Here is a 22107-nt window from a genome sequence, read left to right on the forward strand (position 1 = left end):
GATTAGCTTGGTAAATTAAATAAGCGTTCACGTTTCCACTTTTCAACCGTAAAGGTTTTAATGGTTAAGGCGTGAATTTCATTGCGTGAAATATGCTCCATTAGTGGTGCATAGATCATTTGTTGTTGTTTCACTTTAGATAAACCTGCAAATTCATCGCTAACTGCAATAACGCCATAATGGGCGTTCTCTCCTTGTACATAGACTTCATCAAGATTTAAGGCTTGTTTCAAGATTTTTTCAATTTCTTGAGTTTCCATATTTTGTTTTCCATTTTCGTAAGATTAAAGTAAAAATTGTCGCACCCAAGGGGATAACCCGAATAAATCACTTAGCGTTAATAATTGCGAAGGGGCATTGTTCATCACAACTTGTTTGGTTGCTTGATTTAGGGTGTTGTTATTTTCAATATTCATTTGGGATTGATGTAGCAAATCGCATAACAAGGCAAATCCTGCAGAATCAATGCGGGTAATTTGCGTTAAATCCCAATAAATTTGGCGAGCCATCACCCATTTATTGCGTAAGGGTTGCTGTTGATCATAAAGTGGTCGTAAATGATCACGTGTTAGCTCGCCAATCAGATGAATATGGATTATATCATCTTGTTCAATAACTTCCCATTGTAATGCGGTGGGAGTAATTTCGTTTTTCACTGCTATTTACTCAATGTAATCGGGGCGTTGGCAGATTGTTGAATTTGAGCAGTTAACGCTTCAATACCCTGTTGACGTAAAATACCACTCCATTCATTTTGTTTGGTTACCACCATACTCACACCTTCGGCTGCCATATCATAGGCTTGCCATTCTCCCGTGCGGCTATTTTTACGCCATTTGAAATCAAGTTTAATAGGTGGTTGATTGCCAGATTGGATAATATTCACACGAATACTAACAATGGTTTTATCGCCCACTGGTTTTTCTTTCTCAATTTCAATTTTTTGATCGCTATACATGGTTAATACTTGAGCATAGGTTTGCTCAATAAAATTACCAAAGGCTTGGAAAAATTTTTCCCGTTGTTCTGGTGTAGTAGATTTAAAGTAAGATCCTAATACTAATGAACCAGCATAATTAATATGCACATAAGGTAATAGATCTTGACGTACAATAGTGCGTAAATAATTAGGGTCTTGTTTAATTTTTGCTTGATTTGCTTGAATATCAGCAAACAATTTTTCTGAGGCTTTTTGCATTAAGACATAAGGATTATCTGCCGCCATGACATTTAGGCTAAAAAGTGCGGTCAAAATCACCATTATTTTTGTTATCCATTGAGTCATTTGTTGTTTTAACATAACTTTCTCCATTTTGAGTTTTTGAACAAACTTTGCAATTAAGGCGTATTGCTGTTTGTATCGTTGTGATTATTGTTACGATCGCCATATAAGAATTGACCAATCAAATCTTCTAAGACCATAGCTGATTTTGTATCCAAAATTTTATCGCCCTCTTTTAACATAGCGACTTCGCCATCATCAAATCCCATATTGAGAGCAATATATTGTTCGCCTAGTAAGCCTGATGTTCTAATGGATAAAGAGCTTGTTTCGGGAATTTTATTGTATTCTTGGTTAATGGCAATGGTTACCTTGGGTAAGTAATCATTTTCATCGAGCTGAATATCCGTAACACGCCCAATTACCACGCCACCTAATTTTAGCGGCGATCTGACTTTTAAACCGCCAATATTATCAAAGTTTGCGGTAACTTTGTAAGATTTTGTTTCGCTAAATCCTTGTACGTTGGCAACTTTCAAACCTAAGAATACGAGGCAAGCAATACCTAATAACAGAAATAAACCTACCCAAAATTCAGATTTTATTGTTTGTTTCATCTTTTTTCCTATTTATTGTCTAACCTGAGGTATAGTCGTTTCAATTTAAAATAAAACAAGGTTACACGCAGAATACAGTACTGATAGTACGGCGAGGCGTGTCAATACAGTATTATTTTAAAATGGAGCGACTATATTATCCACCAAACATTATTGCAGTTAATACGAAATCTAGTCCTAATACAGCTAATGACGCTTTTACTACCGTATTAGTAGTTGCTTTACTAATCCCCTCTGAAGTAGGTATGCAATCATAACCGTTAAATAAGGCAATCCAAACCACCACAATGGCAAAACAAAAACTTTTGATTAAGCCATTGAATATATCGGTACTCCAACTGACAGAATTTTGCATAACAGACCAAAAACTTCCAGCATCAACTCCTTTCCAATCAACCCCCACTAACGAACCGCCCCAAATACCAACGGCAATAAAAATAATAGATAAGATTGGCATACTGATTAAGCCTGCCCAAAAGCGAGGAGAAATGATACGGCGTAAGGGATCAACTGCCATCATTTCTAAGCTAGAAAGTTGTTCTGTGGCTTTCATTAAGCCGATTTCGGCAGTCAATGCTGAACCTGCACGTCCTGCAAATAAAAGCGCGGTAACCACAGGGCCTAATTCTCGTAATAACGAAAGTGCCACTAATTGTCCTAAGCTAGTTTCGGCAGAAAAATCCACTAACACTACATAGCCTTGTAATCCCAATACCATACCGATAAATAAACCTGAAAGTAAAATAATCAGCAGGGATTGCACACCTAAAACATAGAGCTGTTTAATGATAAGGGGGAAATGCTTCTTAAATTGTGGTTTACCAATTAAAGCACCTACCAACATAAATCCTGCACGCCCTAAAGATCGACAAAAATTAATTGCCCCTCGTCCTAATTGGCTAATAAGATCGATAATCATACAAATAATTCCTCTATATAGTCGGGGGCAGGGTAATTAAATTGTACTGGCCCATCGGCTTCGCCTCGTAGGAATTGTAAAACCTGAGGATCTTGGCTTTGGCGTAATTGTTCTGCTGTGCCTTCGGCAATAATTTGTTTATTTGCCACAATATAAGCGTAATCAGCGATACTCAGCACTTCATTGACATCGTGAGATACCACAATAGAAGTAAGCTGTAAGGCTTGATTTAATCGCTTAATTAAGCTGACAATCACCCCCATACTAATAGGATCTTGCCCAGTAAAAGGTTCATCAAACATCATTAAATCAGGATCGAGTGCAATGGCGCGCGCAAGGGCAACTCGTCGCGCCATACCGCCAGATAATTCAGCGGGCATTAAATCCTTTGCACCACGCAATCCTACCGCTTGTAATTTCATTAACACGATTTTGCGAATCAATGATTCGGGTAATTGGGTATGTTCACGCAAAGGAAAAGCCACATTATCAAAGGTTGATATATCGGTAAATAATGCGCCTGATTGAAATAGCATCCCCATACGTTTTCTTAATTCATATAAAGCATGATTGGATAACTGACAAATATTTACCCCATCAAAGAATATTTGCCCCGCTTGTGGGCTGAGCTGTCCGCCAATTAACTTTAATAAAGTGGTTTTACCAATACCAGAAGGCCCCATGATGGCAGTAATTTTGCCTTTGGGGACATTGAGGTTTAGGTTCTGATAAATGGTTCTTTCACCTCGTTTAAAGGTTAAATTTTTTACTTCTATCAGATTTTCACTTGTTTGATTCATTTCCATAAGGGTTAATTCAGTATAAATAATATACAAGATAATGTTTTATTCAGGGTGCATATTCTATGAAAACGTTACACAAGTCAAATTTAAGCGGAAAATTTACCGCTTTTTTACCGCACTTTGCATTAAATAAATTGAGGTGTATTGTTAATCAAATGTAACAAAATGGATGAAATTGATATGAATCAATAAGGAATTCACTAATTATTTAGAGTTATTTTTGATTTATGTTAAAAAATGTGATCAATATAATATTTTTGCTGTTTTTTATCCCTACTTTTAGTAGTAAAATAGGCACCGTTGAATTTATTTGCATAATGATTAATAACTTTGAGCATTATGCAGAAGTTTCAAATTAACTTTAACGTGTTTTAAAGTTAAATATCCTATGGGGTGATTACATTGTAATCATAATTATCAGCTTATAGCATGTACAAAAGGGGTTGAGAGATGTTAGACGTAGTTGAACTCTCGAGATTGCAGTTTGCATTAACTGCACTATATCACTTCTTATTTGTACCATTAACATTAGGGCTATCTTTTATTCTTGTTATTATGGAAACCCTATATGTTGTTACAAATAAAGTGGTATATAAAGACATGACCAAATTCTGGGGCAAGTTATTTGCGATTAACTTTGCTTTAGGGGTAACCACTGGGGTAACGATGGAATTCCAGTTTGGTACTAACTGGTCATATTATTCTCACTATGTGGGTGATATTTTTGGTGCACCACTGGCGGTTGAAGCTCTATTAGCTTTTTTCTTGGAATCTACTTTCTTCGGTCTTTTCTTATTCGGCTGGGATCGTTTATCCAAACGCCAACACTTATTAGCTACTTATTGTGTGGCATTCGGTTCTAATTTATCAGCGATGTGGATTTTGGTGGCAAATGGTTGGATGCAACACCCAGTGGCATCAGAATTTAATTTTGAAACCATGCGAATGGAAATGACTAGCTTTATGGATCTTTGGTTAAACCATACAGCACAAGCAAAATTCTTGCATACCTTATCAGCGGGTTATGTTTCAGCGTCTATTTTTGTGTTAGCCATTAGTGCATATTATATTTTAAAAGGACGTGATCTTGGCTTTGCTAAACGTTCATTTTCGGTGGCTGCAACCTTTGGTATTATCTCAATTTTTTCCGTATTAATTATGGGTGATGAATCGGGTTATGATATTGGTAAAGCGCAACCAGTGAAATTAGCGGCAATGGAAGGGGAATTTCATACTCAACCAGCCCCAGCTAATTGGAATATGATTATCGTGCCAGATCAGGCAGAAATGCGTAACACTTTTGAGTTGCAAATTCCTTATATGGCAGGGATCATTGCGACACGTTCTTTAGATAAAGAAATTACAGGGTTAGCGGAATTACGCCAACAAAATGAACAACGTGTACGTAATGGTATTGTTGCTTATGATCTATTAGAAAAATTACGTGCAGGTCAAACTGATGAACAAACCAAAGCACAATTTAGTGCAGTTTCTAAAGATCTTGGTTTTGGTTTATTGTTAAAACGTTATACCGATAATGTGGTTGATGCCACTGAAACGCAAATTAAACAAGCAGCGGCAGATACGATTCCAAATGTCGGCCCAACTTTCTGGTCATTCCGAGTGATGATGGCAGCGGGTGGTTTATTACTTCTAGTTATTATTGTTGCTTGTGTGAAAAACTTACGTAATACCGTAAGTAAGCACCCATTATTCTTAAAAGCATTATTGTGGTCTTTACCATTACCATGGATTGCTATTGAGAGTGGGTGGTTCTTAGCAGAATATGGTCGTCAACCTTGGGCGATTTATGAAGTTTTACCTGTCGGCGTAGCAAACTCAGCCTTAACTGAGGGCGACTTATGGTTCTCTATTGGCTTGCTATGTGGACTTTATACCTTGTTCTTAGTAGTTGAAATGTATTTAATGTTCAAATACGGTAGATTGGGACCGAGTTCATTGAAAACAGGTCGCTATCATTTTGAACAATCAGCGAAATAAGCAGGAGCCTAATCATGATTGACTACGAAATTTTACGTTTTATTTGGTGGGTGCTTGTTGGTGTGTTGTTACTTGGTTTTGCCGTAACAGACGGATTTGACATGGGCGTATTAAACTTATTACCATTTGCAGGTAAAAAAGAAGTAGAAAGACGCATTATGATCAACTCAATCGCCCCACATTGGGACGGTAACCAAGTATGGTTACTGACAGCAGGTGGTGCAATGTTTGCCGCTTGGCCAACTGTGTATGCTGCATCATTCTCTGGTTTTTATATTGCCATGATTTTAGTGTTAGCGGCGTTATTCTTTCGCCCAGTAGGGTTTGAATATCGTGCTAAAATTGATAATCCATTATGGCGTAAGGCTTGGGATTGGGGCTTATTTATCGGTGGTTTTGTGCCTTCATTAGTCTTTGGTGTGGCATTTGGTAATTTATTACAAGGTGTACCTTTTGAATTTAATGAATTGTTACAAGTGAAATACACTGGTAGTTTCTTTGCCTTATTAAATCCATTCGCTTTATTATGTGGTTTGGTTAGTGCCGCGATGTTGACAACCCATGGTGCTGCTTGGTTACAAATGAAAACCAAAGCGGAATTACACGATAGAGCAAGAGCGATCACGCAAGTGGGGGCTTTAGTAACCTTAATTACTTTTGCTTTAGCAGGGGTATGGTTATTCTTCAAAGATGGTTTTGTGGTAACCAGTGTGATTGATACCAATGGACCTTCAAGTATTTTAAACAAAGAGGTAGTGATCGAAACAGGTGCTTGGTTTAATAACTATAAAGCTGCGCCAGTATTGTGGATCTTCCCTGTTTTAGTGGCAGTTGGTGCGTTATTGAATATCTGGGCATCTAAAGCAGATCGTTCTGGTTTTGCTTTCTTCTTCTCTGCATTAACCATGTTAGGGGTAATTTTCACTGCGGGAGTAGCGATGTTCCCATTTGTGATGCCGTCAATTACCCACCCAAGTATGAGTTTATTGATGTGGGATGCGACTTCAAGTAAATTAACGCTAACCTTAATGTTAGGTTTTGCTTTAGTTTTTGTGGTCATTCTCTTGTCTTATACTATTTGGGCATACTACAAAATGTTTGGACGTCTTGATAAAGAGTTCATTGAAGAAAATAAACATTCATTATACTAAGGAGAATAACTTATGTTTTATGTGATTTGGGTATTGGGTGTTTTACTTGCGATTATGTTATCTGTTGTGATCAATCTCAGTATTGAAAAAACAGGTCGCTTTGATGAGCATGACAATGATTAATTTTCTTTATCAATTAACGAATAAGGGTTCATGGCGAACCCTTTCTTTTCTATTAGCCATCGCTTTAACGCTTTGTTTCTTTTTTAATATCCAGCAGTTTGCCAGTCAATTACGCACAGTAAACCCCATCATCGTGTTAGTGATTTTATGGTCAGTGGTCATAAATTGGATTCATGGTATTGGTTTTGAAATTTGTTTAGCCTTATGGCGAGTGGTTTTTTTACCAATAATAGGGTTAATTGTTGGAACTCTGGCTTTAGTTTATGGTCTATTTTGATTGTCGTGGTTTTATAGCCGTTCCACTTTAAATGGCGTGCTTTAAATTGAAATGACTATAAGTTGGAATGACGATAAATTGAAACGACTATTTTGCGACTAAGTCCTGTATAGTCGCAAATTTTTTTATGGTTTGCCCTATTAGGGACTTGTTTATTAATCATACTCTCATTACAATACGCCGAAATTAGCCAAGGAATATTGGTTGGCAAAAGGTAAAGAGTTAAGTGGTAAGCTGATGTTTGAATTTCCTCTACGTATTTATTATGAAGATACTGATGCTGGTGGCGTGGTGTATCACGCTCGCTATTTGCACTTTTTTGAGCGAGCAAGAACCGAATATTTAAGGGCGTTGGGGTTTACACAACAGCCCTTATTGGCGGAACAAAAACAGGCATTTGTCGTACGCAAAATGGAAATTGACTTTTATTTTCCAGCAAAGTTAGATGAACAACTTAAGGTTCAGACTAAAATTGTTGCGGTAAAGGGAAGTAGTATATTGTTTGAACAACAACTGTTGCGTGATCAAGTGAAACTTTGTGCCGCAACCAGTAAAATAGCTTATGTTGATTTAATCAAAATGAAGCCAATCGCCATACCCATGGAAATTAAGGCAAAATTAATTCAATATCTTTAGATTTTTAATTACACATTATGGAGCAGTTAATGGCGACAGAGTTAAATTTTTTAGAATTATTTTTGGCAGCAAGTATTGTTGTACAAATTGTTATTGTTATTTTAATTCTTTTCTCGGTAATTTCTTGGGCGATTATTATTCAGCGTGGGCGTATTTTAAGTAAAGCCCTAAAAGAATCACAGCAGTTTGAAGATCGTTTCTGGTCAGGGGAAGACCTCAATCGTTTATATGACGGCTTATCTAATCGCCGTGAAGTTTTAACAGGTAGTGAACAAATATTCTATGTAGGATTCAAAGAGTTTTCTCGCTTAAAACAAGCCAATACACAAAACCCAGAAGCCATTATTCAAGGGAGTTCAAGAGCAATGAATTTAGCCATGAACCGAGAAATAGAAAATGTGGAAAGCAATATTCCGTTTCTTGCTACGGTGGCTTCTATTAGTCCTTACATTGGTTTATTTGGAACAGTTTGGGGAATTATGCACGCCTTTATGGCATTAAGTGGTGCAAAACAAGCTACTTTACAAATGGTCGCTCCCGGGATTGCTGAAGCACTTATTGCTACGGCGATAGGCTTATTTGCCGCAATTCCTGCGGTAATGGCATATAATCGTTTAAGTTTACGAGTGAATAAACTTGAACAACATTATGAAAACTTTATTGATGAGTTTACCACTATCTTGCATCGTCAAGTGTTTACGACTCGTCAACATTCAGAAAAATAATTAAATTTTTGACCGCACTTTTCGCTAAAAATAGCCTTTTAGCATAAAGTGCGGTGGTTTTTTAACAAGTTTTAAGAAGGTAAAAAATGTCGCAACGTCGTCAGCGTCGAGAGATAAAATCTGAAATTAATATTGTTCCTTTTCTTGATGTATTATTGGTTTTATTACTTATTTTTATGGCAACAGCGCCCGTTATCAGCCAAAGTGTTGAAGTTGAATTACCTGATTCAGTGGACAGTAAAACAGTGTCTAATGAAGATAAAACACCTGTTATTTTAGAGGTTGCAGGTGCGGGGCAATATACGTTATTGATTGGCGGAGAACGTAACGAAAATTTAACTGAAGAAAATGTGGTGCAAATGGCAAAAGAAGTCTTTGACAAAGATAACGGTACTACATTCCTAGTAGGCGGGGCAAAAGATATTGCTTATGAAGAAGTGATTAAAGCAATTAATTTATTTCACTTAGCAGGAATAAAACAAGTAGGTTTAATGACTAACCCCATTTAAAACAAGCCAATAATAGGATTAACTGTGCAAAGTAAGCAACAAAATAAATTTAAAAGTGCGGTGTTTATTTCCGTTATTTTGCATCTTGTGTTGTTTGGATTGCTGATTTTAGGCTCATTAGCAACTAAAGTCGCCATAATGGGCGGTGGTGAAGGTGATGATGAAGTAATAGGGGCTGTTATGGTGGATACTGGTTCAGCGGCACAAGAATGGGGACGAATCCAGCAACAAAAAAAAGGTCAACAGCAACAAGCTATGACCGAAAATGTGGTGGATATTACTCAAGAACAAAAGCAACAAGCACTTGAACAACAACGTTTGCAAGAACAACAAAAAGCAGAGCAACAACGTTTAGCAGAGCAACGCTTGCAACAACAAAAAGTGGAATTGCAAAAACAGCAAGAGCGAGAACGTCAACAACAATTAGCAGAACAACAAAGAATACAACAAGAAAAAGCTCAGCAAGAAAAATTACAACAGCAACAATTAGCTGAACAGGCAAGGTTAAAAGCGGAGGCTGAAGCAAAAGCTAAGGCACAAGCAGAAGCTAAAGCTAAAGCGGATGCCGAGGCGAAAGCAAAAGCCCAAGCAGAGGAAAAAGCTAAAGCGGAGGCTGAGGCGAAAGCTAAGGCACAAGCAGAGGCAAAAGCCAAAGCGGAGGCTGAGGCGAAAGCAAAAGCTCAGGCAGAGGCGAAAGCCAAAGCGGAGGCTGAGGCGAAAGCGAAAGCCCAAGCAGAGGCGAAAGCAAAAGCTCAGGCAGAGGCAAAAGCTAAAGCACAAGCACAGCGTAAAGCACAACAAGCTGCTTTAGATGATTTCTTAACTGGGGGCGAAATTGGTGGTGGTAGTGCTAATGTGGGGGGTAGTAGCAATCGACAAGGTTCTTCTGGTTCTGGAGCAGGTTTAGGCAGTGGTAATGGTGGTAAAACAGGGGATCAATATGCTGGTGTGATTAAACGCGAGATCCAGCGTAGATTTCTAAAAGATCCAAGTTTTGCCGGAAAAGTATGCAGTATCAGGTTGTATTTAGAACGTGATGGCACAATTAGCAATTATCAGCGAATTTCTGGTCCAGATGATATTTGTGCTGCAGCAATGAGTGCGGTGGCGAGAATGAAGAAAGTGCCAGCTGCACCTTCTGATGAGATTTATAGCCGTTATAAATCGCCGATTATTGATTTTGATCTTAAATAATTATTTGTTATATTGTGGTAAATAAAACCAATTTAGGTGGTAGGAATGAAGTTATTGATTAAAGTATGGAGCTTTTTCATCTTATTGATGTTTACGATAAGCTCAATCGCAAGGGCAGAGGTGCGAATTGTGATTGATGAAGGGGTTGATAGTGCGAGACCTATTGCAGTCGTTCCTTTTAAATGGAATGGACCAGGGAATGCACCAGCAAATATTGCTGAAATTATTTCTGCGGATTTGCGTAATAGTGGAAAATTTAATCCATTAGCAGTAAGTCGTATGCCACAATTACCAACTTCTGCAGCGGAAGTAAACCCCGAAGCTTGGTCTGCTTTAGGTATTGATGCCATTGTTGTTGGGCAAATTAGCCCAGCAGGCGAGGGATTTAATATCGCTTATCAGCTTATTGATACTATTGGTGCAACAGGAACAGCAGGTGCAATATTGTCGCAAAATCAATATACCGTAAGTCAAAAATGGCTACGTTATGGCGCTCACACCATTAGTGATGATGTCTTTGAAAAATTAACGGGCATAAAAGGGGCATTTAGAACCCGCATTGCTTATATTGTACAAAAAAATTCAGGGGCACAGCCCTATGAATTAAGGGTGGCAGATTATGATGGTTTTAACCAATTTGTGGTTAATCGTAGCGCCCAACCATTAATGTCGCCAGCTTGGTCGCCAGATGGCAAACGTCTAGCTTATACCACCTTTGAAAATAAAAAATCGCAATTAGTGATACAAGATTTAAATTCAGGTAGTCGTAAAGTAGTGGCATCATTCCCTCGCCATAATGGATCGCCAGCTTTTTCGCCAGATGGCACACGTCTTGCTTTTGCTTCAAGCAAAGATGGCGTATTAAATCTTTATGTAATGGATCTTGCAAGTGGACAAATTAGTCAGCTGACAAGCGGAGCGGGTAACAACACAGAACCTAGCTGGTCGCCAGATAGCCAAACTATTGTGTTTACTTCAGATAGAAGCGGTTCACCACAAGTTTATCAGATGAGTGCAGCAGGTGGTAACGCCTCGTTATTAAGCTCGGGTGGTCGCAGTTTTAGTGGCAAAATTGCCGATGATGGGAAAACCCTAATTATGATTTCAGGTGATAATATTGTGAAAAAAGACCTTAATACTGGGGTAACTGAGGTATTAAGCTCTACTTTCCTTGATGAAAGCCCAAGTTTCTCACCAAATGGAATTATGGTTATTTATAGTTCTACCCAAGGTCTAGGCAAGGTGCTACAATTAGTGTCCGCCGATGGGCGTTTTAAAGCGCGGTTACCGGGTAATGATGGGCAAGTCAAATTCCCAGCTTGGTCGCCGTATCTCAATCAAAATTAAGGAAATGTAAATGAAAAAATTTGCTAAAGTATTATTCGTTGCACCAGCACTTTTATTAGCAGCATGTAGTTCTTCTAACGACTCTGATGCTAATGCGAACGCTGCTCAAACATTTGGTGGTTATACTGTGCAAGACTTGCAACAACGTTATAACACTGTTTACTTCGCATTTGATAAATATGATGTAAACAATGAAGGTGCATTATTATTAGATGCTCACGCTGCTTATTTATCAGCTAACCCAGCGACTAAAGTGCTAATTGAGGGTTACACTGATGAGCGCGGTACACCTGAATACAATATCGCTTTAGGTCAACGTCGTGCAGATGCTGTACAATCTTACTTATCAGCGAAAGGTGTAGGTGCACAAACTTCAACAATTTCTTTTGGTGAAGAAAAACCAGCAGTATTAGGTCATGACGAAGCCGCTTATGCGAAAAACCGTCGTGCAGTGTTAGCATACTAATTTTAGTACTGACTTTATCTAAGAAACCGAATGATTTTTCATTCGGTTTTTTTGTATAGTCGTCCCACGTTAAAATGATATGGCGTTAGTTGAATAAAAGTGCGGTAGGTTTTAAAATAATTTTTCCTAAAAATTGATATATTCCGATTATGTCCTTTCAAAATAAATATCCTCTTATTTTTACTGAACATATCATTGTATAGAAAATCACTGAATTTTGACGAGTATTCAGACAAATAAATAAAAAAATAAAAAATTTGATTGATTATTAAATTAAAATCAGTATTATAGTGCCTCGTTACCAAGCGGTAACCGTTTAAATGGGTCGTTAGCTCAGTCGGTAGAGCAGCGGACTTTTAATCCGTTGGTCGAAGGTTCGAATCCTTCACGACCCACCATTTAAACAAATTCCTATTGGGTCGTTAGCTCAGTCGGTAGAGCAGCGGACTTTTAATCCGTTGGTCGAAGGTTCGAATCCTTCACGACCCACCATTTAAGCAAATCCCTATTGGGTCGTTAGCTCAGTCGGTAGAGCAGCGGACTTTTAATCCGTTGGTCGAAGGTTCGAATCCTTCACGACCCACCATTTATTGATTGTAAGTCTACTAGATATTTTTTAGTACTAATTTTATTATGCACTTCTATTGTTTATAAGATACTTTATGCAGTCATTCTATTTTAATTTATAGTATCTGTATTTTTTATCCTTGATATAAAGACTAGTAGGGTTATTTATTTGGATTTTGTCTGCTCAATAAAAAAGCTCAAATCGTTATAATTTGAGCTTTGATTGAGAAGTTATTGAGAGGTTATCCTCGATATTGCCCAACCCCTAATTCATCTTCTTTGCGTGTACGGTTGATCACAACTTGAGGGGATTGCAATACGCGTAATCCCATTTCATCTTCGGTGCGTATCACTTCGCCACGTAATGAATTTGTCCAAACATCGGTAATTTTAATGTCCACAAATTTACCGATCATATCAGGCGTGCCTTTAAAATTCACGATACGGTTTGTTTCGGTGCGTCCAGTAAGTTCCATAATGTCTCGTTTAGACGGCCCTTCCACTAAGACACGTTGTTCGGTTCCCAGCATACGGCGACTAAATTGTGCTGCTTGTTGGTTAATCCGTTCTTGTAGGATATATAAGCGTTGTTTTTTCTCTTCTTCACTCACATCATCAGGCATATCAGCCGCTGGCGTGCCGGGGCGTGCGGAGTAAATAAAGCTAAAGCTCATATCAAAATTGACTTGCGCGATTAAATTCATGGTATCTTCAAAATCCTGTTGGGTTTCGCCCGGGAAACCTACAATAAAATCAGAACTGATTTGGATTTCAGGACGCACCTTGCGCAATTTGCGGATAATGGATTTATATTCTAATGCGGTATGATTGCGTTTCATCATAGTCAATACGCGGTCAGAGCCACTTTGTACCGGCAAATGTAAAAAGCTCACTAACTCAGGTGTATCACGATAAACATCAATAATATCATCAGTAAATTCAATAGGGTGTGAGGTAGTAAAACGTAGGCGATCGATGCCGTCAATACTTGCCACTAAACGTAATAATTCCGCAAAGGTACAAATTTCGCCGTCATGGGTTGGGCCACGATACGCATTGACATTTTGCCCTAATAAATTGACTTCGCGTACCCCTTGTTCCGCAAGCTGTGCGATTTCAAATAAAATATCATCAACAGGGCGTGACACTTCTTCACCACGAGTGTAAGGCACGACACAGAATGAACAATATTTGTTACAACCCTCCATAATGGATACAAAAGCAGTAGGACCTTCTGCACGAGGTTCAGGCAAGCGGTCAAATTTCTCAATTTCAGGGAAACTGACATCCACCACTGAACTTTGCCCGCCCCGAATTTGGTTGATCATTTCAGGTAGGCGGTGCAGTGTTTGTGGACCAAAAATAATATCAACATAAGGGGCACGTTCACGAATATGTGCTCCCTCTTGTGAGGCAACACAGCCCCCTACACCGATAACTAAATTTGGATTTTGTTTTTTCAGATCTTTCCAGCGTCCTAATTGATGGAACACTTTTTCTTGTGCTTTTTCGCGGATAGAGCAGGTGTTTAACAGCAATACGTCCGCTTCTTCCGCTTCCTCTGTTAATTCTAAACCATGGGTATTAAGTAATAAATCTGCCATTTTTGATGAATCATATTCGTTCATCTGGCAACCCCAAGTTTTAATATGTAATTTTTGCGTCATAGCTCTAATATTATTGGTTAATAAAAAATTGACTGCGTATTTTACAACCTTGTCGCCTTGATGACTAGTTAAAACTGTTGTTCTTTTGTAATTTCATACTTTAGAGTAAAATAACCTACTCCATTGTTATTAAATAAGGGCGAAAATATGCAACAACAAGTCATAGTAGTCGGTGGCGGTATGGTGGGAGCGGCTTGTGCTTTAGGTTTAGCACAGCTAGGTTTACAAGTGAGGTTGATTGAGCAACATTTGCCACAATATCAGGCAAATTCCTCCTATGATATTCGTATTTCAGCCATTAGTGTTGCGTCGGTAGCACTATTAAAACAATTACAGGCTTGGCAATATATTGAAACGCAACGCATTTGCCCTTATCGTCATTTGCAAACTTGGGAAGTTGAAGGGGTTGCTACCCAATTTAATGCACAGGATTTAGAGCTTAGTGAATTAGGTTTTATGGTAGAAAATAACCTCATTCAATATGGTTTATGGCAAGCCTTTGATTCGCAAGTAAAAACCAGCATTGCTTCTATTCAAAAGGCAGAAAAGTGCGGTCAGAATTGGCAATTTTTTTTAGATAATGGCGAACAATATTCTGCCCCCTTAGTTATCGCTGCTGATGGGGCAAATTCCCAATTACGCCAAATCGCCGGTATTGGTCTTACAGGTTGGCAATACGCACAAGATTGTATGCTGATTATTGTGGATACCGAACTTGAACAACAGGATATCACTTGGCAACAATTTTTTCCAAGCGGCCCAAGAGCGTTTTTGCCCCTTGTAGGACAACAGGCTTGTTTAGCGTGGTATGACAGCCCACAGCGTATTCATCAATTAAAATCCTTAAGCAAAGCTAAATTAGTAGAACAAATTCAACAGCATTTTCCAGCACGTTTAGGCAAGGTAAAAGTACAAGATTTTGCCAGTTTTTCCTTAACTCGCCGCCACGCTCAACAATACTTTGCTGATGGGATCGTTTTGGTGGGCGATGCGGCACACACCATTAATCCGTTGGCGGGACAAGGGGTAAACTTAGGCTTTAAAGACGTAAAATTATTATTAGCCTTAATAAAACAAGCCCTAGCCAATGAACAACCTTTAACCAGCGAAGCCATTTGGCAACGGTATCAACGGCAACGTAAAAGGGATAATTTATTGATGCAAACGGGTATGGATATGTTCTACAAAGGTTTTAAACAAGAATTACTTCCGCTCAAATTATTACGCAACACTGCCTTACTTGCCGTAGATAAAATAACTCCAGTTAAAAAACAAGTGTTGCGCTATGCTTTGGGGCTTTAAAACTTTTTGCTTAGCTCAAGATAAAGCCGATTTTTATCATATTGATAAAGTGGGTGGTTACTCTTGTATTTTTGGTATTGCCAAGTGAGCCTTGGCGTTACCCCAAAGAAATGAATATTACGATGCCAAAGGCTAATTTGCACCGCATATTCATTATTTTTTTGTTGAATATTAAAAAAATCAACGGCTTTATATTTTCGTCTAGCATAATTAAAAGATGCAAAGCTAGAAATTCCCCATTTCCATTCTTGCCCCCAGCCAAGTCGCAAAGATTTACGATGAAAAGCGTTATCTTTATCTCTAGTATTTTCGCGTTGATAATCAGCACCTATCAACCAATATTGCTCACTATTAGGTAAATAAATAAGACTGTTTGACCAGAAATAATGATTGCCATTGAGATGACGGCGAGTTTGATAACGTTGTTCGGCATATTCTAGCCAGCTTATAGCTTGCCAATTTGAGCTTAGCCATTGGCTAAAATACACTCGCATTCCTGCGTTATTGGCGTATCGCTTTAGACTATTGCTACCCTGATTACCGCCTGCATACCAGCGCTTTTCCACAAATGGGGTTAAACTAATTTGTTGTTGCGCATTTTGATAACCTAGTCCTAAGCCTAAACGGAGATTAAATTCATTATATTTTTGATTATCCCAATAATATTTACCGTAAACTTGGCTTTCAAACTTGCCAAAGAATTGAAAAGGCAATGACCATTTTTTATTAAGGTTCAAATGATAACCCACCCCCTTTGCACTTTCTTTTTGCCATGCTTTCCATTGTCCAATATAAGGTGTTTTTGGGGCATTATTAATATTAGACTCACTAATATAATTAAGCCCAAAGCTGACTTCCCATTGATCACGTTTATTCAAGCTATCAATATATTGATCCATTAATTGGTTAAATTGTGGAGAAATATTTTCAGCACGCAATTTTTCAAATTGATCTTTGGCGGCAATATTATCGTTATTTAGCCATAAGGTTTGGGCTAATTGATAACGTAAAGGAAGAATATCAGGGTTAATGGCAAATAATTTACGATATAGTTTAATGGCTTGAGGATAATTTCCTTTTTCTTTATCAAGTATAGCTTGTCCCCAATCAAGTAAATAAGGATCAGGGGCAGCAACTTCACGATATAAGGGATATAAAATTTTTACCGCAGGCACATTGTTTTCTAATAACGCTGGAATAAAACCACGTTTGATTAATTCAGGCTGTTGAGCAAGTTGTTGTTCGGTAAGTTCAATGTTTTGTGGTGTTTTTTGTTCAAGGGAAGGGTTTTGATAAACAGGTTTATCAAGGATCTTAGGCACCGAAGTAGAAAATTGTTCATTTGGATCTTGTTGTTTAATAGCATACTCTTGAGCCAAAGAATTGGCTGTATAAAGTGCGGTGCAAAATAGAAAAATTTTTTGAAAAGCGTACTTCATCATAAAATAAAGCTACCCCTGTAGGGATAGCTTCTGCCTCATATATAGGATTAAAAATTAGTTATTTTCTGGTACTTCTTTTGCAGCATAAACTACTGATGATTTATCATTAAATCTCGCAATACCACCTAATTCTCCCGCATTAGGTCCGTAGAATTTACCTTCTGTATTACCTGTTGTTTCAATAGGTTCCTGATTCTCCCCCATATTTATAGAAATAATTTCACCTTTGAAACCACTTTGTTCTATTTTAACATCCTTAAAATTAATTATGTTATATGGGATTTCTTCTCCATTTTTGAAATGATAGATTTCCCCTCTTATATTTTTATTTCCAAAGTCTGCTACGAGGTATACTTCTCCTGCAATAATAATAGGGGTGTTATTGTTAGATTCTTCTCGGTAAATAGATTTACCTTGATATTCTACTTCTCCAGTACTTGGTATTTCATTTGTGGTAGGAATACCGACTTGATATACATAATTTAATGGCTCATAAATACCTATTTTTACATTCTCAAATTCTTCACAACAAGCTCCATTCTCTAGTGTTAATGGAATATTAATATCATTAATAGTAATTGAAGTAAGATCTTGAGAAGAGATATTTTGAGTTTGTAAAGTTCCATTTGTTTCGCTAATCAAGTAGCCTGTAACAGGTTTGTCAATTGTTATAGTTTGTGGGGTATTATTGTCATCACTGTTATTACCGCCACTACTACAAGCTGTTAGAATTACTAAAGTTGTTAATGTTAAGATAAATTTAGTACACTGATTTATTTTCATAATTTGATCCTTATGATATGATTTTCATTCCTTTTGTATTATATACCCTTTATGTAATAAATCCATATAAATTGTATTTTAAAGTAAATATCATTCTATCTTTTCTTTATAATGCCGACGACAAACCGACAAATAACGATCATTTCCACCAATTTGGATTTGCTCGCCGTCTTTGACAATTTCTCCCTCTGCATTAAGGCGTAGCACAAAATTGGCTTTGCGTCCGCAATAACAAATGGTTTTTAGTTCCTCTAATTGATCTGCCCAAGCGAGTAAGTAGCGGCTGCCTTCAAATAATTCCGCTTGGAAGTCAGTGCGTAAGCCATAACAAAGTACAGGAATATGTAATTTATCCACCACATTGCTGAGTTGATAAACTTGTTGTTTGGTAAGAAATTGAGCCTCGTCAATTAAAATACAATGTAGGTTTTCTTGTTTTAAATGTTGGCTTATTTCGTCAAATAAATTGGTATCTGCTTGGAATAATCTTGCTTGCTGACTGATACCTATTCTTGAGGTAATTTGTCCTACCCCAAAACGGTCATCAATTGCGGCGGTATAAAGTAAGGTATTCATACCACGTTCACGATAGTTATAATCTGATTGAAGTAGGGTGGTGGATTTCCCTGCGTTCATTGTTGAATAATAAAAATAAAGTTTTGCCATAATGATTTACTGATTTTGTTTCTTTAACGTTAAAAAAGTGCGGTCAGTTTGGCGAAAGTTTTTTCCTTTTATTGACGTTGATGAAAATGCTTTAACTCTCGCCCATTATCTTATTATAATAACCACAAGATGATTATTGTATAGTGAGAAGGATAGGAAATGCAATTTTCCAAAATGCATGGTTTAGGCAATGATTTTGTGGTGGTTGATGGGGTAACGCAAAATGTGTATTTTGCGGAAGAAACTATTCGGCGTTTAGCTGATCGTCATCGTGGTATTGGTTTTGATCAACTGTTGCTGGTTGAGCCGCCTTATGATCCTGAATTAGATTTTCATTATCGTATTTTTAATGCGGACGGCAGTGAAGTGGCACAATGTGGCAATGGGGCAAGGTGTTTTGCTCGTTTTGTTTATTTGAAAGGATTAACCAATAAGAAAAATATTGCGGTGAGTACGCAAAGTGGCAAAATGCGGTTGATCTTAAATGATGATGACACTGTGCGGGTTGATATGGGCGAGCCAATTTGGGAACCCAATAAAATTCCGTTTATCGCTAATCGCTTTGAAAAAAATTATATTATTCGCACCGATATTCAGACGGTGTTATGTGGTGCGGTATCTATGGGTAATCCTCATTGCGTTGTACAAGTTGATGATATTAATCAAGCGAATGTTGAGCAATTAGGGCCTTTATTGGAACAGCACGAGCGTTTTCCTGAGCGTGTGAATGTGGGCTTTATGCAAGTGATAAATCGGCAACAGATTAAACTTAGGGTCTATGAACGAGGGGCAGGCGAAACCCAAGCCTGTGGTAGCGGTGCTTGTGCGGCGGCGGCAGTTGGGATAATGCAAGGCTTGCTAGATAATAAAGTCCAAGTGGATTTACTCGGTGGACGATTACACATTGAATGGCAAGGGGAAGGACATCATTTATATATGACTGGTTCTGCCACCCATATTTATGATGGTGTGATAAAACTCTAGTTGCAATAAGGATAGTATGATGACACAACAAGACCCTGAATTAGCCACTGTACAATATTTGCGTGCCAATCCTGATTTTTTTCAGCGACATCAAGATTTATTAGATGAATTATCCGTTGTTCATCATAAAAAAGGCACTTTGTCATTGGTAGAAATGCAATTACAACGGCAACGAGATCAGATTGCCTTGTTAGAGGCAAAATTAGCTGAATTAACGCAGTTGGCAGAATATAATGCCAATATTTTTTTCAGCTTAATGCCGTTGCAACAGACGTTAAGCCAAAGCCAGACGCTAGAGCAAGGGGTAAGAGTATTGAATAATTGGGCGGATACATTAGGGCTACAACAGGCTAAAATCTTGTTATTGCGTGATAGTTGGTTGCCTATTACAGATTTACCTGAACAATATTGGTTAGATCGTAAAGCCTTTGAAGTGATTAGACTTGAACGCTTAGGATTACGCCGTTTTTATTTAGGACAGCTTAGCCACAAAGAAAAAACCTTAATTTTCCTGCCAGAAGAGTTGCCCGTAGGATCGGTGGCTTGTTGTTTATTAGGACAAGGAATAAATCAAGCGAATGCGGTATTATTGTTTAGTTCCCATGATGAAAAACATTTTCATCTTAAACAGGATACCTTCTTTTTACAGAAATTATGTGAAATGTTAGAAACACATTTACAGCGTTGGCTAGCGGATTATCAGCAATAATCAATGTGAAATTTATGCAACAGTGGTTACAAAAATATTGGGATTACCTGCGGATTGAACGCCAAGTTAGCCCTCATACTTTGGCAAACTATCAGCGTCAGCTTACTTGGATCGTGGCTTTATTGCAACAGCAAGGCATTGAGCAATGGCAACAAGTGACGCCGAGTGTGGTGCGTTTTATTTTAACACAAAGCCACCAAGCGGGGTTAAAGCCAAAGAGTTTGGCATTGCGTTTATCGGCATTACGCCAATTTTTAAGTTATTTAGTATGGCAAGGGGAATTATCCGTTAATCCAGCCACAGGCATTTCCCCGCCCAAGCCTGCAAAACATTTACCCAAAAATCTTGAGGCGGAGCAGATACAACAGTTACTTGATGATCAAAGCAACGAACCCATTGATTTACGTGATCGTGCAATAATGGAATTAATGTATAGTGCGGGGTTACGTTTATCGGAATTGCAAGGCTTGGATCTGCAAAGTATTAATACCAGAGTGCGTGAAGTGCGAGTAATTGGAAAAGGTAATAAAGAACGCATTTTGCCCTTTGGGCGATACGCCAGCTATGCGATCCAACAATGGCTAAAGGTACGTCCCTTATTTAATCCGCAGGATAATGCCTTATTTGTGAGCCAAGTGGGCAAGCGGATTTCTCATCGGAGTATTCAAAAACGCTTGGAAAAATGGGGAATGAAACAAGGATTAAATAGCCATTTAAATCCCCATAAATTACGCCATTCTTTTGCTACGCATATGCTTGAGGCAAGTGCCGATTTGCGTGCAGTACAAGAATTATTAGGACACGCCAATTTATCTACCACCCAAATTTATACCCATTTAAACTTTCAGCATTTGGCGGCGGTGTATGATTCAGCACACCCAAGGGCGAAAAAGAAATAAGGAGAAAGCAATGCGTTTTTATCGGAGATTAAGTGAGTTTAAATTAATCAGCTTTGATCTTGATGATACCTTATATGATAACCGCCCTGTCATCATTCAGGCAGAACAGGCTTTTGTGGATTATCTTGCTCAACGTAGCGGTATTGCTCAAGTGAATTTAAGCTATTGGCAATATTGGAAACAACAAATAGCACAACAAAATCCCTTATTATGTGAAAATGTGGTGCAATGGCGGCGTGAAATCTTACGCCAATTATTGCTTGCACATCAACGAAGTGCGGTGGATATTGAAAAAATTATTGCCGATTGTTTGCAGGAATTCGTGCAGTGGCGACATCAAATTCAACTTCCCAAGCAAAGCATTGAGGTACTTAATCAATTAGCACAAAAATACCCACTTGTAGCCTTAACCAATGGCAATGTTGAGCCGAGCAAGATTGGTTTAAACCAATTTGATTTAGTATTGCGTGGTGGCGAGCATGGGCGAGCCAAACCTCATCAAGATTTATTTCAGCAAGCCTGCGATAATTTTCATATTGCCCCACAACAACTCTTGCATATTGGTGATAATCTCTTAACGGATATACAAGGGGCAATTCAAGCAGGTTGCCAAGCCGTATGGCTAAATAATGAAAATACCCCATTAATACAACAACCTCAAGCGAGGTTATTGCCAACCTTAGAAATTAGCCAACTTAGCCAATTATTGGCATTGCTAGATTAAATTCAGCAGAGAATTAGGCGCAATTCCCTCGTTCAATAATAATCCCCACATTGCGGGCTTGTGCTACGGCTTTAGGTTTGCTTAATTTCAAACGTAACCAAGGGATTTGAAATTGTTGTTGTAATTGCTGTGCTACTTCATTGGCAACCCGTTCAAGCAATAAAAAAGGTTTGCTTTCAACATAATCAATAATAAATTGGCTTACTTCCGCATAATTTAAACAATGATTCACATCATCGCTTTCCCCTGCTTTACGGCTATCCCATGCCATTTCAAGATCAAAAATTAATGTTTGTTTAATTTGTTGTTCCCAATCATAAATCCCAATTTGGGCAAAGACGGTTAAGCCTTCAATAAAAATACGATCTTGCATT

At 38.1% G+C, this 22107-nt stretch carries 26 protein-coding genes and 3 tRNA genes; 18 read left to right on the forward strand and 11 right to left on the reverse strand.

What is annotated here, in order from left to right; genetic code table 11:
• Positions 1-2: 2 nt before the first annotated feature.
• The 6 genes from A6A20_RS09695 to mlaF form a co-directional block, all read right to left on the reverse strand.
• Positions 3-260 (reverse strand): BolA family protein, encoded by a 258-nt coding sequence (locus A6A20_RS09695; protein WP_279573234.1) that lies wholly within the window; start codon positions 258-260, stop codon positions 3-5.
• A 24-nt stretch (positions 261-284) separates the two neighbouring features.
• The gene (locus A6A20_RS09700) at positions 285-656 is read right to left on the reverse strand and encodes an STAS domain-containing protein (RefSeq protein WP_279573235.1); all 372 of its coding nucleotides are present in this window, start codon (positions 654-656) and stop codon (positions 285-287) included.
• Between the two features lie 2 nt (positions 657-658).
• Positions 659-1285, reverse strand: coding sequence for a phospholipid-binding protein MlaC (gene mlaC / locus A6A20_RS09705; protein ID WP_424585447.1), 627 nt, complete (start codon positions 1283-1285; stop codon positions 659-661).
• A gap of 53 nt (positions 1286-1338) precedes the next feature.
• The gene (mlaD, locus tag A6A20_RS09710; RefSeq protein ID WP_279573236.1) at positions 1339-1839 is read right to left on the reverse strand and encodes an outer membrane lipid asymmetry maintenance protein MlaD; all 501 of its coding nucleotides are present in this window, start codon (positions 1837-1839) and stop codon (positions 1339-1341) included.
• A 136-nt stretch (positions 1840-1975) separates the two neighbouring features.
• Positions 1976-2758, reverse strand: a complete 783-nt coding sequence (mlaE, locus tag A6A20_RS09715; protein WP_279573237.1) for a lipid asymmetry maintenance ABC transporter permease subunit MlaE — start codon at positions 2756-2758, stop codon at positions 1976-1978.
• Positions 2755-3558 carry a phospholipid ABC transporter ATP-binding protein MlaF gene (mlaF, locus tag A6A20_RS09720; RefSeq protein ID WP_279573238.1) on the reverse strand — a complete coding sequence of 268 codons (804 nt, stop codon included), beginning with the start codon at positions 3556-3558 and terminating at the stop codon, positions 2755-2757. The genes mlaE and mlaF overlap by 4 nt, the downstream gene beginning before the upstream one ends.
• 453 nt (positions 3559-4011) lie before the next feature.
• Between mlaF and A6A20_RS09725 the strand changes: the two genes are divergently transcribed.
• From A6A20_RS09725 to A6A20_RS09785, 13 genes are all read left to right on the forward strand, one after another.
• On the forward strand, positions 4012-5562 hold the full coding sequence (locus tag A6A20_RS09725) for a cytochrome ubiquinol oxidase subunit I (RefSeq protein ID WP_279573239.1): 1551 nt from the start codon (positions 4012-4014) through the stop codon (positions 5560-5562).
• A gap of 14 nt (positions 5563-5576) precedes the next feature.
• Entirely contained in the window at positions 5577-6713 is a 1137-nt protein-coding gene (gene cydB / locus A6A20_RS09730; RefSeq protein ID WP_279573240.1) for a cytochrome d ubiquinol oxidase subunit II, read from the forward strand.
• 12 nt (positions 6714-6725) lie between these two features.
• On the forward strand, positions 6726-6836 hold the full coding sequence (locus A6A20_RS09735; protein WP_279573241.1) for a CydX/CbdX family cytochrome bd oxidase small subunit: 111 nt from the start codon (positions 6726-6728) through the stop codon (positions 6834-6836).
• A complete protein-coding gene (gene ybgE, locus A6A20_RS09740; RefSeq protein WP_279573242.1) occupies positions 6829-7113 on the forward strand; it encodes a cyd operon protein YbgE in 285 nt (94 codons plus the stop codon). Before A6A20_RS09735 ends, ybgE begins: the two co-directional genes overlap by 8 nt.
• Positions 7114-7350: 237 nt before the next feature.
• Entirely contained in the window at positions 7351-7749 is a 399-nt protein-coding gene (gene ybgC / locus A6A20_RS09745; RefSeq protein ID WP_279573784.1) for a tol-pal system-associated acyl-CoA thioesterase, read from the forward strand.
• A 29-nt stretch (positions 7750-7778) separates the two neighbouring features.
• A complete protein-coding gene (gene tolQ, locus A6A20_RS09750) occupies positions 7779-8474 on the forward strand; it encodes a protein TolQ (RefSeq protein WP_279573243.1) in 696 nt (231 codons plus the stop codon).
• A gap of 86 nt (positions 8475-8560) precedes the next feature.
• Positions 8561-8983 (forward strand): colicin uptake protein TolR, encoded by a 423-nt coding sequence (tolR, locus tag A6A20_RS09755; RefSeq protein WP_279573244.1) that lies wholly within the window; start codon positions 8561-8563, stop codon positions 8981-8983.
• A gap of 24 nt (positions 8984-9007) precedes the next feature.
• Complete coding sequence (tolA, locus tag A6A20_RS09760; protein ID WP_279573245.1) at positions 9008-10177, forward strand: cell envelope integrity protein TolA; 1170 nt, start codon at positions 9008-9010, stop codon at positions 10175-10177.
• A gap of 45 nt (positions 10178-10222) precedes the next feature.
• Positions 10223-11524 (forward strand): Tol-Pal system beta propeller repeat protein TolB, encoded by a 1302-nt coding sequence (gene tolB, locus A6A20_RS09765; RefSeq protein WP_279573246.1) that lies wholly within the window; start codon positions 10223-10225, stop codon positions 11522-11524.
• Positions 11525-11534: 10 nt separating this feature from the next.
• Positions 11535-11990, forward strand: coding sequence for a peptidoglycan-associated lipoprotein Pal (pal, locus tag A6A20_RS09770; RefSeq protein ID WP_279573247.1), 456 nt, complete (start codon positions 11535-11537; stop codon positions 11988-11990).
• 322 nt (positions 11991-12312) lie between these two features.
• A tRNA-Lys gene (locus A6A20_RS09775) sits at positions 12313-12388 on the forward strand.
• 18 nt (positions 12389-12406) lie between these two features.
• Positions 12407-12482 (forward strand) — tRNA-Lys (locus A6A20_RS09780).
• Positions 12483-12500: 18 nt separating this feature from the next.
• A tRNA-Lys gene (locus A6A20_RS09785) sits at positions 12501-12576 on the forward strand.
• Between the two features lie 223 nt (positions 12577-12799).
• On the opposite strand, the gene miaB is transcribed toward A6A20_RS09785, so the two are convergent.
• Entirely contained in the window at positions 12800-14224 is a 1425-nt protein-coding gene (miaB, locus tag A6A20_RS09790) for a tRNA (N6-isopentenyl adenosine(37)-C2)-methylthiotransferase MiaB (RefSeq protein ID WP_279573248.1), read from the reverse strand.
• Between the two features lie 147 nt (positions 14225-14371).
• On the opposite strand from miaB, the gene A6A20_RS09795 reads away from it, so the two are divergent.
• Positions 14372-15526, forward strand: coding sequence for an FAD-dependent oxidoreductase (locus A6A20_RS09795; protein WP_279573249.1), 1155 nt, complete (start codon positions 14372-14374; stop codon positions 15524-15526).
• Here A6A20_RS09795 and A6A20_RS09800 read toward each other — a convergent pair.
• The 3 genes from A6A20_RS09800 to A6A20_RS09810 form a co-directional block, all read right to left on the reverse strand.
• Positions 15523-16965 (reverse strand): surface lipoprotein assembly modifier, encoded by a 1443-nt coding sequence (locus A6A20_RS09800; protein ID WP_424585448.1) that lies wholly within the window; start codon positions 16963-16965, stop codon positions 15523-15525. The genes A6A20_RS09795 and A6A20_RS09800 overlap by 4 nt on opposite strands.
• A 57-nt stretch (positions 16966-17022) precedes the next feature.
• Positions 17023-17751, reverse strand: a complete 729-nt coding sequence (locus A6A20_RS09805) for a transferrin-binding protein-like solute binding protein (RefSeq protein ID WP_279573251.1) — start codon at positions 17749-17751, stop codon at positions 17023-17025.
• Positions 17752-17841: 90 nt separating this feature from the next.
• Positions 17842-18417 (reverse strand): thymidine kinase, encoded by a 576-nt coding sequence (locus A6A20_RS09810; protein ID WP_279573252.1) that lies wholly within the window; start codon positions 18415-18417, stop codon positions 17842-17844.
• Positions 18418-18576: 159 nt separating this feature from the next.
• Here A6A20_RS09810 and dapF point away from each other — a divergent pair, with 159 nt between their 5' ends.
• The 4 genes from dapF to yigB are packed head-to-tail and all read left to right on the forward strand — an operon-like array spanning position 18577 to position 21733.
• Complete coding sequence (gene dapF, locus A6A20_RS09815) at positions 18577-19401, forward strand: diaminopimelate epimerase (protein WP_279573253.1); 825 nt, start codon at positions 18577-18579, stop codon at positions 19399-19401.
• A 19-nt stretch (positions 19402-19420) separates the two neighbouring features.
• On the forward strand, positions 19421-20110 hold the full coding sequence (locus tag A6A20_RS09820; protein ID WP_279573254.1) for a DUF484 family protein: 690 nt from the start codon (positions 19421-19423) through the stop codon (positions 20108-20110).
• Positions 20111-20124: 14 nt separating this feature from the next.
• Positions 20125-21009 (forward strand): tyrosine recombinase XerC, encoded by an 885-nt coding sequence (gene xerC / locus A6A20_RS09825; RefSeq protein WP_279573255.1) that lies wholly within the window; start codon positions 20125-20127, stop codon positions 21007-21009.
• 10 nt (positions 21010-21019) lie between these two features.
• The gene (gene yigB, locus A6A20_RS09830) at positions 21020-21733 is read left to right on the forward strand and encodes a 5-amino-6-(5-phospho-D-ribitylamino)uracil phosphatase YigB (RefSeq protein ID WP_279573256.1); all 714 of its coding nucleotides are present in this window, start codon (positions 21020-21022) and stop codon (positions 21731-21733) included.
• A gap of 13 nt (positions 21734-21746) precedes the next feature.
• Here yigB and folB read toward each other — a convergent pair whose 3' ends face one another.
• Positions 21747-22106, reverse strand: coding sequence for a dihydroneopterin aldolase (gene folB / locus A6A20_RS09835; protein WP_279573257.1), 360 nt, complete (start codon positions 22104-22106; stop codon positions 21747-21749).
• Between the last annotated feature and the right edge of the window lies 1 nt (position 22107).

The sequence above is a fragment of the Volucribacter amazonae genome (assembly GCF_029783845.1).
Classification (GTDB): Bacteria; Pseudomonadota; Gammaproteobacteria; order Enterobacterales; family Pasteurellaceae; genus Volucribacter; species Volucribacter amazonae.